This window comes from Streptomyces sp. (assembly GCF_050698815.1).
Taxonomy (GTDB): domain Bacteria; phylum Actinomycetota; class Actinomycetes; order Streptomycetales; family Streptomycetaceae; genus Streptomyces.
This window is the reverse complement of sequence record NZ_JBOHCV010000457.1, coordinates 1-9,469: the sequence shown is the minus strand read 5'-3', so window position 1 is coordinate 9,469 and position 9,469 is coordinate 1. Positions and strand designations below refer to the sequence as shown.

Here is a 9,469-nt window from a genome sequence, read left to right as displayed (position 1 = left end):
GAGCGCGGGCGGGCACGCGGGCGAGGCCGCGCGCCCGGCGAAGGAGGTGCTGGCCGAACTCGACGCTCTGGTGGGCCTGGAGAGCGTCAAGCGTGAGGTGCGCGCGCTCATCGACATGATCGAGGTGGGGCGCAGGCGGCAGCGGGCCGGTCTGAAGGCCGCGTCCGTACGGCGCCATCTCGTCTTCACCGGCTCCCCCGGCACCGGCAAGACCACCGTCGCCCGGCTCTACGGCGAGATCCTGCACTCCCTGGGCGTGCTGGAGCGCGGGCACCTGATGGAGGTCTCCCGGGTCGACCTGGTCGGCGAGCACATCGGCTCCACCGCGATCCGTACCCAGGAGGCGTTCGACCGGGCACGGGGCGGTGTGCTCTTCATCGACGAGGCGTACGCCCTCTCCCCCGAGGACGGCGGCCGGGACTTCGGCCGGGAGGCCATCGACACGCTGGTCAAGCTGATGGAGGACCACCGCGAGGAGGTGGTGGTGATCGCCGCGGGCTACACCGCGGAGATGGAACGCTTCCTCGCCGTCAACACCGGTGTCGCGTCCCGCTTCTCCCGCACCATCACCTTCGGCGACTACGCGCCCCAGGAGCTGCTGCGGATCGTGGAGCAGCAGGCGGAGGAGCACGAATACCACCTCGGCGAAGGGGCCGGTGAGGCACTGCTCCAGCACTTCACCACCCTGCCCAAGGGGCCCTCGTTCGGCAACGGGCGCACCGCGCGGCAGACGTTCGAGGCGATGGTCGAGCGGCACGCGGGCCGGGTGGCGCAGCTGCCCGACCCGAGCACCGACGACCTGACGCTGCTCTACGCCGACGACCTGCCCTCATCGGCCTGACCGCCGGCCTCGCCGGAGCCGGGTGCGGTCCGCGCACTTCGCAGCCTGGTCAGCAGGAGGTCCCGTTCCTCGTCGAAGGCGGGGTCGGCCTGGTATTCGCCGTGTCCCAGGACCGGTGCGGGCAGCGGGTGTTCGAGGGTACGGCCGTACTCCAGGGGATCGAGGAGCGGACCACGGTCCACGCCCGGTCCGTCGGCGCCGCCGTCCTCCTCGGGGAGGCGGACGGGGCCGCCGATGGGGTCGGTCAGCCGCCACAGGTTGCGCCAGCAGTCCACCTCGTGGTGCAGGTCGAGCAGTTGCCGGGGGCCGAAGTAGGCCGGGAACCAGCGCCCGTAGAGCCGTTCCAGCGGTGAGCCGTAGGTGAGCAGGGCGACGTGGCGGCGGGTGCCGGGATCCAGGTGCCAGACGGCGGCCGCGGCCAGCACGCTGCCCTGTGAGTGCCCGGAGATGACCAGGCGTCCGCCGGTCCGCTCGGTCCAGGTGGACATCCGCCAGGCCAGGTCGGGGACGGCGCGCTCGGCGTAGCAGGGCGGTGCGAAGGGGTGGGCGGCGCGCGGCCAGAAGGTGCCGACATCCCAGAGGATGCCGATGGTACGGCGGGTGGAGGGGTCGCGGTAGGCGCGGCGGCCCAGGGCGAGGAAGAGCACGAAGGCGAAACCGATAAGCCAGGAGCCGAGCGCCTGGGTGGTATCGGCGAACCCGTCGATGACAGCGGGCAGTCCGTCGGCGGCCCGGCCGGGTACCTGCCTGGTGAAGCGGGCGCCGAGCACCGCCGCCCCGCCCAGCAGCAGTGTCAGCAGAGCGACGACACCGACCAGCCAGGGTGTGGAATCGGTGACTCCGGCGCGGGCGATGACGGAGGCGATGTGCCGGGAGCGGGAGGCGTCCGGCAGCGATCCGGGGTAACCGCGTTCCACATCGTCGGCCATCTCCCGGCCCCGCCGCGACACGTGGAGGACGAAGTACAGCAGCAGGACCACCACCGCCGCGAGCAGCACCGGGATGGCGGAGGACTGCCAGGTCAGGAAGATGGGCGGGCCCGGGATCAGACCGTTGCCCGCGCCGGGGGTGCCGGGGCCGTCCAGCCAGTCGCCGACCCGCTGGGTGACGCCGCCGGACATGAGTCCGCCCAGGGCGCAGGCGAGCATCGCCACCGCGGCCGCGCCCAGTCCCTTCAACGCCGTGCGTGCCACGGGCCGTCGGCGGTACAGGAAGATTCCGAGCACACCCAGCGCGAGGACCAGCACCCCCTGCCCGACAGCGAGCACCCCGAAGGTCTCGTCACCGGGCAGCTCGCCGCCGGCCGACTCCCAGCCGGGCCGTGACCATGCGGCGTACACCGCGGTGAGCAGCAGCAGGGCGATGCTCGCGGCGGGCATCGCCCGGCCGGTGATCCGGTCGAGCACGGACGGTGCCGGTACGCCGTCGGGGTCACTCTCTCCGCGGCCCCGGCGGCACACCACGTACACCACCCAGACGGCGCCGGTCACGATCAGCACCTCGACCGCCCAGCCCAGCGCGTCGAGTGCCGCGCTGCCGCCGGGCTTGCGGTCGTGCCGGGTGGTGGCCGCGGCCAGCGCGGCCGCGACGGTGAGGAAGCCCGCGGCGGTGTGGGCGGCCCGCAGCCGGGCCACCAGCCGCTTGCCGAACCAGAATCCGGGCATGCACAACGCGGGCCGTTCGGCCGACTCGGAGTCGTACGAGGTGACGGGCCGGCGCAGCGGCGGCTGCGACTCGTAGGCAGCCCAGGTTCGGTGCGAGAGCCACCACAGCAGGACGGTCAGTGCGGCGGGCACCACAGCGGCCAGGGCGAGGCGGCGGCCCGGCTGGCTCCACCAGCCGCCGCCCCCGGCCGCGTTCGGGGAGGACGGCGCCAGGAAGCCGAGCCAGGAACGCTGCCCCGCGCAGGCCGCGGAGCCGGCGCACTGCCAGGCGATCAGGTCGAGGGCGACCTCACAGGCCGCGGCGACGAGCAGCACGGTGAGGCTGAGGGCGACGAGCCGCACCAGGGCGCCGTGCACGCGCACCGCGCGGGGGCGCCCGTAGACGGCGGGACGCATCCAGTGGGCGAGGTTGGCGACCATGAAGGGCAGCAGGATCAGCCAGAGGGCGCGGGCGCTGTTGCCGGAGGTGAGGTTGGACCAGGAGTACGCCTCCGGGACGGGCTTGTCCGTGTAGTCGTGTGCCCGCGCCTCCGCGTCGACGTCTTCGGTGCGCCGGTACACGGCTGCCGTGCAGTCACCGGTGACACGCTCGACGCGCGGGTCGCCCAGCATCTCCTCCGGCGTGGTCCCGCCCACTCCGTGCACGAGGAGTTCCAGATTGAGTCCGGGCGGCGGCCGCACCCCGGACTCGCCCGGGGCGCCGCGCGCGACACTGGCGGGCCTGCTGCTCTGCTCGTCCTGCGGCATCGTTCGTGCTCCCCCCGAAGTACGTGCGCTCAGTGTCGCCCCCGACATCCTGCCCGGCGGACGGTGCCCCCAACAGCTCTCCACACCGAAGCCGCTCGAAATCTTGACCGGTCCGACGGCCCCGGCCACATGGCAGGATGACCGGTACCGGCGTGCGGTGACCGTGTGCGGTGACGAAGGGCGGAAGGCGCGGTGGGTGACAACCAGAACCTCCTCGCGGAGCAGCGGCGCGCGCTCATCCTCGAAGAGGTGCGGCGACGCGGCGGCGCCCGGGTGGGCGAGCTGACCCGGCAGCTGAACGTCTCGGACATGACGGTGCGCCGCGACCTGGACGTCCTTGCCCGGCAGGGTTCGCTGGAGAAGGTGCACGGCGGTGCGGTGCCGCCGGCGGAGCCGAGCACGCACGAGCCGGGCTTCGAGGCGAAGTCGGCGCTGGAGCTGTCCGCGAAGGCGGACATCGCGCGGGCCGCGGCCGCGATGGCCCGCCCGGGCAGCGCCATCGCCCTGTCCGGCGGCACGACGACGTACGCGCTGGCGCAGCAGCTGGTCGAGGTGCCCGACCTGACCGTGGTCACCAACTCGGTGCGGGTCGCGGACATCTTCCACGCCGCTCAGGGGAGTACGGACGACGGCGGCCGGGCACCGGCGTCGCGGCGTACCGGTGCCGCGACGGTGGTGCTCACCGGCGGCGTACGCACCCCCTCGGACTCGCTGGTCGGCCCGGTCGCCGACGCGGCCATCCGCTCGCTCCACTTCGATGTGCTCTTCCTCGGCGTGCACGGCATATCCGCCGAGGCCGGTCTGTCGACGCCGAACCTCGCGGAGGCGGAGACGAACCGCCGCTTCGTCGCCTCGGCACGACGGGTGGTCGTGGTCGCGGACCACACCAAGTGGGGGACGGTGGGACTGAGTTCGTTCGCCTCGCTCGAAGAGGTCGACGCTCTCGTCACGGACGGCGGGTTGCCGGACGCGGCCCGCGCGGAGATCAGGGAACAGCTGCCGGAACTCGTGGTCGCGGGTGCGGCGGAGGGCGGCCGGGCGAGCGGCAACGACCGGCGGAAGGCGGACTGAGCCGCCGTACGTCCAGGTGAGTCCGCCCGGCATCGCCGATCCGCCGTGCGACGTAGACCCGCCGACCGATGCGACGAGCGCCGTCGCCATGGCATAACAGGGTCATGACCGGTCTTCGTATCGACGCCTCGCGCACGGACGCCTACCTCGACCGCATCGGCGCCCCGGTCCCGGCCCGTGCGGACGCGACGGCCTTGCGGGATCTGCACCGACGGCACCTGCGGACGGTCCCGTTCGAGAATCTGAGCGTCCACCTCGGCGAGGACATCGTGCTGGAGCCCAAGGCGCTGGCCGACAAGGTCACCGGGGCGCGGCGGGGCGGATTCTGCTACGAACTCAACGGCGCCTTCGCCGCGTTGCTCACGGCACTGGGTTATCCGGTGACGCTGCTGGCGGCGCGGGTCTTCGGCGACGACGGGCCGGGACCGCCCTTCGACCATCTCGCCCTCCGGGTGGAGACCCCGGAGCCCTGGCTGGTGGACGTGGGTTTCGGACGGCACACCGAGTTTCCGCTGCGGCTGGACCGGCGGGACGAACAGGAGGATCCCGGCGGCGTCTTCCGCATCGCGGACGCCCCCGCAGGTGACCTGGACGTCTACCGTGACGGCACGCCCCAGTACCGACTCGAACCGCGCCCCCGGGAGCTCGCCGACTTCGAGCCGGCGTGCTGGTGGCACCGCACCTCGCCCAGGTCCCACTTCACCCGCTCGCTGGTCTGCTCACTGCTCACCGGGACCGGGCGCATCACTCTGAGCGACCGCACTCTGGTGACGACGGACGCGGGAAGGCGGCATGAGGCAGAACTCACCGGGGACGCCGCCCTCAGCACCTACCGGGAACTCTTCGGCATCGTTCTGGAACGCCTGCCTGTCCTGAAGGCGGACCCGCCTGTCTAGTGCCGTGACCGGCAACGGCGAGTCGCGCCGCCGCGCATCAGGCGGGCCAGTCGCCGGTGGCCAGGAAGGTGTCGATGGTCTGGGCGTACGGCTCGATGTCGAGGCCCTGCTCGGCGAGCCAGGCGTCGGAGTAGTACTTGTCGAGATAGCGCTCGCCGGGATCACAGATCAGCGTGACGACGCTGCCGGTGCGCCCCTGCCCGACCATTTCCGCGATGATTTTCAGTGCGCTCCACAGGCCGGTACCGGTGGAGCCGCCCGCGCGCCGGCCGATGGCCCGCTCCAGCGCGCGGAGCGCCGCGATGCTCGCCGCGTCCGGCACCTTCATCATCCGGTCGATGGCGCCGGGCAGGAAGCTGGGCTCCATCCGGGGGCGGCCGATGCCCTCGATGCGGGAGCCGCAGTCGCTGGACGCGCCGGGGTCGCCGGCGAGCCAGCCGTCGAAGAAGCAGGAGTTCTCCGGGTCGGGCACGCAGACGCGGGTGTCGTACTGCATGTAGTGCACGTAGCGGGCGATGGTGGCGGAGGTGCCGCCCGTACCGGCGGTGGCGACGATCCAGGTGGGTTCGGGGAAGCGTTCGAGACGCAACTGCTGATAGATCGACTCGGCGATGTTGTTGTTGCCCCGCCAGTCGGTGGCCCGCTCGGCGTAGGTGAACTGGTCCATGTAGTGGCCGCCGGACTCCTCCGCGAGGGCCGCCGAGACCTCGTACACCGTCCGCGGATCGTCCACGAGGTGGCACCGGCCGCCGTGGAACTCGATGAGCCGGGTCTTCTGGCGGCTGGTCGTGCGCGGCATCACCGCGATGAAGGGGACCCCGATCAGCTTGGCGAAGTACGCCTCACTCACCGCGGTGGAGCCGGAGGACGCCTCGATCACCGGGCTGCCCGGATGGATCCAGCCGTTGCACAGCCCGTACAGGAACAGGGAGCGGGCCAGCCGGTGTTTGAGGCTGCCGGTGGGGTGGGTGGACTCGTCCTTGAGGTACAGGTCGATGCCCCACTGCCCGGGCAGCGGGAAGGCCAGCAGGTGCGTGTCGGCACTGCGGTTGCTGTCGGCCTGCACCTTGCGTACGGCGTCCTTGAGCCAGGCGCGGTAGTCCGGGTCGCTGCGGTCGACGTCGAGGGTGGGGGTGCCCGTGCCGGGAGCCGCGAGGGCGTCACTGATGGCGGACTGCGCGTGGCCCGGGGCGGGGGCCGGTTCGGTGGTGCTCACGAGCCGATCATAAGAGTGCCCTCTGGTGGAGCCCGCCGCTTGCGGGCACACTTCGAAGAGGGTATGGGGCGGCCGGATGCGGGCAACCGGGCCGCGATGAGTTGCTGGGAGGTCACCGTGGCGGAGCCGGAGTACGACGCGGCGGGGGTGGGGATACGGCGGATGCTGCGCTCACTCACCCGGGCGGGCCATGTCCTGGTACGGGACGGGCAACTGGTGCTGTTGACCAGCTACGGCAGCGAGATCGACAGCGCCCCGCTGGACCAGGTGCGGATCAGCGGTTACGGCCTGCCCGACAGTGCACTGGCGACCATCGGCGGCACGCGCTATGTGCTGCGGTTCGGTTTCGGCAACCGTGCGGGACTGCTGAGCGCGGTACGTACGGCCCGTGCCAAGGCCGCCGCCGAGCGCGGGGTGCTCGGCCGCTGAGACCGCGCGGTGGCGCGGACCGGCGGGCCGGGCACCGGAAGGCGGAGCCCGCGTTGCGGGAGCGAGGCGACCGGCCCATTCTGAGCGTGTGTCGTTCATCACATATGCCCCGCACTCCGCTGTCCGGGCCCTGACCGGGGAGCCGCTGCCGTGACCGCCCGTCCGGCGCGGTCGCGTACGCACTGCGCCGTCGAATTCCAGGCGCTGCCCTCCCGCATCGGTCAGGTGCGCCGGATCGTCACCGCACAGCTGCGCTACTGGCGGCTGGACCCGCTCATCGACGCGGCCGCGCTCGGCGTCACCGAACTGCTCGCCAACGTGCACCGGCATACCGGCGAGGACAAACACTGCACCGTCGAGATCGTCTTCCTGCGGGACCGGCTGACGGTCTCGGTCCGGGACCACGATCCCCGGCTGCCGAGTCTGCGGACGGCCGGTTCGAGCGCCACCAGCGGGCGCGGGATGGCCCTGATCGCGGCCGTCAGCGCCAGCTGGGGCATGCGTGCCCATGACGACGGCTCGGGCAAGGTCGTGTGGTTCACGCTGCCCTTCTCCTCCTCACCCGGCACGGTGCCGGCGGCCCCGGCCGCCATGACCACCTCGGGCAGCGCGCTGGTCACGGTGACGGGCGCGCTGCCCGAGGTGGTCGCCGAAGACGCGAACGGGTCCGGGGACGCCGTCGCTGCCGCATCCGAGGTGCGGCTACCACGCACGGCACACGCCTGAGCGAAGCCGTCCGAGCCGCCCCGCCCTCCCGCTCACTCCGTGGCGACGGCCCGCAGGACGGACAGGCGCCGCCAGTACTCGTCCTCGTCGATCTCGCCGGTGGCGAAGCGCCGGCCGAGCAGGTCGACGGGCGAGTTCTCCGGCTGCCGGACCGCCGCGGGTCCGCCGCGCCAGGGGCCGCGGCCGCCACGCCACACGGTGCGACGCAGCAGGATGACGGCACCGGCGATGACGGTGGCCCAGATCAGCGGGAAGAGCAGGATCCACGGGCCCGGGCCCGCGCCGTCGTGCCATTGCGCCAGGTCGAACATGTCGGTCAACTCCTCGGTGCGAAGGGTGGATCAGCTTCACTACCGAGCGTCGCCGCGGGAGGGGGTCCCCGTCGTCGTACGGCCAGCGGCTCCGCGGGTACCCCGCGGGGAGTACGCACGCCGCCCGCCCGCTGCTGCCGGGGGACTCCGGCGGGCAGGCCGGGACGAGCTCAGAGGGTGACGGCGATCCCCAAGTGCGGGCGCTTGCCGCCCCGGAGCAGTGCGCCGCCGGAGTCGATGAGGCGGAACTGCCAGCCGTACTTGCGGGTCATCGCCTTGCGCACCCGCCCCAGTCCGCCCGGCTCCGGCAGCAGCCGCGCGGTGCCCTCGGCCGCCTGAGCGCCTTCGGCGGTGTGGCCGCGGGCGTCGCACGGGGTGACGGTGACGCGGTTGCCGTTGCGGATCCGCTTGGCCTTGCCGCTGTCCTCCCGCGTCCAGACGAGCAGTTCGTCCCCGTCCGCGACCGCCCAGACAGGGGTCGGGACTGCCGTGCCGTCACGCCGGAAGGTGGCGAGGCTGATGTACCGGCTGCCGGCGATCTCCGATGGAATCATGCGACGACCCTACGGCGGCACGCTGCCGCTCACGGGCCCGTACCGGATTCCGGGGCGTGCCGTCGCCCGTTCGGCTACTGCGGCGGGAGCAGCCGGTCTCGCGCCTGAGCCTGGCCGTGCGCACCGAGACGCTCAGGCCGTACCGAGGTCGCGCCACATGCACACACGGGGCCAGCGGTCCAGTCCGGCCAGCGCCTCCTCCGCGCGGATCTTCCGCAGTCCGGGGGTGAGTTCCTCCGGTGCCAGCCTGCGGAAGCCGCAGCGTTCGTAGTACGGGGCGTTCCAGGGCACCTCGGTGAAGGTGGCGAGGGTGAGGGCGGGCACCCCGGCGGCCCTCGCCCGCGCCGCCACGTGCTCGATCAGTGCCCGGCCGATGCCGCGGCGCGCGCGGTCCGGATGGACCGATATCTGCTCGACGTGGGTGTTGCCGTCCACGGCTTCGACCAGTACGTAGGCCACCGGCCGGTCCGCGGCGGTCTCCGCCGCGACCCACAGCCCGCCGGCCCGCGCGTAGCGGCCGAGCATCGCGAGCGAGGGCGGTTCGTCGTCCGCGACCGCGTCCATCCCGAGGTCGCGGAAGCAGCGGCCCGCCGCGCGCTCGATGTCCTGAAGGGTTATCAGGTCCCGGTCGGCGCCCTCTCTGATACGCATGGGATTCATCCTGCCAGCGTCGTCAGCGGGTTATCGAGCACCGGCTGCCACGCCAACTCCGCAGCACCGACCAGGCTGTTGTGGTCCAGGGAGCTGGGCAGCACCGGCACGCTGCCGCTCCTCCCCCACAGGCTGCGGTCGGCGATCACGGCGCGCAACCGCTCGCCGTCCGCCTCCACCAGGGCGCGATGCAGGCCGCCCAGGACGATGCGGTCCGGGTTGAGGATGTTGACGAGGCCGGCCAGGCCCAGGCCGAGCCGGTCGATGAGGGTCTCCACCGCTGTCCGTACCACCGGATCCGTGGCGTATTCGGTACGGATCAGTTCCCGGGCCTGCTCCAGCAGTGACACCTCGGGCCCCGGC

General features: G+C 72.6%; 11 protein-coding genes. 5 read left to right on the top strand and 6 right to left on the bottom strand.

From position 1 onward, the window contains the following. Positions 1-841 (top strand): AAA family ATPase (locus ACRDP3_RS16665; protein WP_431517746.1); only part of this gene is annotated, 841 nt, incomplete at its 5' end. On the opposite strand, the gene ACRDP3_RS16660 is transcribed toward ACRDP3_RS16665, so the two are convergent. Then, positions 811-3,252, bottom strand: coding sequence for a hypothetical protein (locus ACRDP3_RS16660; protein WP_431517745.1), 2,442 nt, complete (start codon positions 3,250-3,252; stop codon positions 811-813). The two genes, ACRDP3_RS16665 and ACRDP3_RS16660, sit on opposite strands and share 31 nt — an antisense overlap. Before the next feature lie 192 nt (positions 3,253-3,444). Between ACRDP3_RS16660 and ACRDP3_RS16655 the strand changes: the two genes are divergently transcribed. After that, positions 3,445-4,323, top strand: coding sequence for a DeoR/GlpR family DNA-binding transcription regulator (locus tag ACRDP3_RS16655; RefSeq protein ID WP_431517744.1), 879 nt, complete (start codon positions 3,445-3,447; stop codon positions 4,321-4,323). A gap of 104 nt (positions 4,324-4,427) precedes the next feature. Further along, entirely contained in the window at positions 4,428-5,219 is a 792-nt protein-coding gene (locus ACRDP3_RS16650; RefSeq protein ID WP_431517743.1) for an arylamine N-acetyltransferase family protein, read from the top strand. 37 nt (positions 5,220-5,256) lie between these two features. Here ACRDP3_RS16650 and ACRDP3_RS16645 read toward each other — a convergent pair whose 3' ends face one another. Further along, complete coding sequence (locus ACRDP3_RS16645; protein ID WP_431517748.1) at positions 5,257-6,387, bottom strand: PLP-dependent cysteine synthase family protein; 1,131 nt, start codon at positions 6,385-6,387, stop codon at positions 5,257-5,259. A gap of 165 nt (positions 6,388-6,552) precedes the next feature. Between ACRDP3_RS16645 and ACRDP3_RS16640 the strand changes: the two genes are divergently transcribed. Together ACRDP3_RS16640 and ACRDP3_RS16635 are read left to right on the top strand one after the other, a co-directional pair. Then, the gene (locus tag ACRDP3_RS16640; protein WP_431517747.1) at positions 6,553-6,864 is read left to right on the top strand and encodes a hypothetical protein; all 312 of its coding nucleotides are present in this window, start codon (positions 6,553-6,555) and stop codon (positions 6,862-6,864) included. Between the two features lie 150 nt (positions 6,865-7,014). Then, positions 7,015-7,590: an ATP-binding protein gene (locus ACRDP3_RS16635; protein WP_431517742.1), complete on the top strand. Its 576-nt coding sequence runs from the start codon at positions 7,015-7,017 to the stop codon at positions 7,588-7,590. Positions 7,591-7,622: 32 nt separating this feature from the next. Here the strand turns inward: ACRDP3_RS16635 and ACRDP3_RS16630 are convergent, their stop codons facing one another. From ACRDP3_RS16630 to ACRDP3_RS16615, 4 genes are all read right to left on the bottom strand, one after another. Further along, positions 7,623-7,901 carry an SHOCT domain-containing protein gene (locus ACRDP3_RS16630; protein ID WP_431517741.1) on the bottom strand — a complete coding sequence of 93 codons (279 nt, stop codon included), beginning with the start codon at positions 7,899-7,901 and terminating at the stop codon, positions 7,623-7,625. 170 nt (positions 7,902-8,071) lie between these two features. Then, complete coding sequence (locus ACRDP3_RS16625) at positions 8,072-8,455, bottom strand: PPOX class F420-dependent oxidoreductase (RefSeq protein ID WP_431517740.1); 384 nt, start codon at positions 8,453-8,455, stop codon at positions 8,072-8,074. A 132-nt stretch (positions 8,456-8,587) separates the two neighbouring features. Continuing rightward, complete coding sequence (locus tag ACRDP3_RS16620; protein WP_431517739.1) at positions 8,588-9,106, bottom strand: GNAT family N-acetyltransferase; 519 nt, start codon at positions 9,104-9,106, stop codon at positions 8,588-8,590. 5 nt (positions 9,107-9,111) lie between these two features. Further along, a partial coding sequence (locus tag ACRDP3_RS16615) for an ROK family protein (protein WP_431517738.1) occupies positions 9,112-9,469 on the bottom strand: 358 nt, incomplete at its 5' end.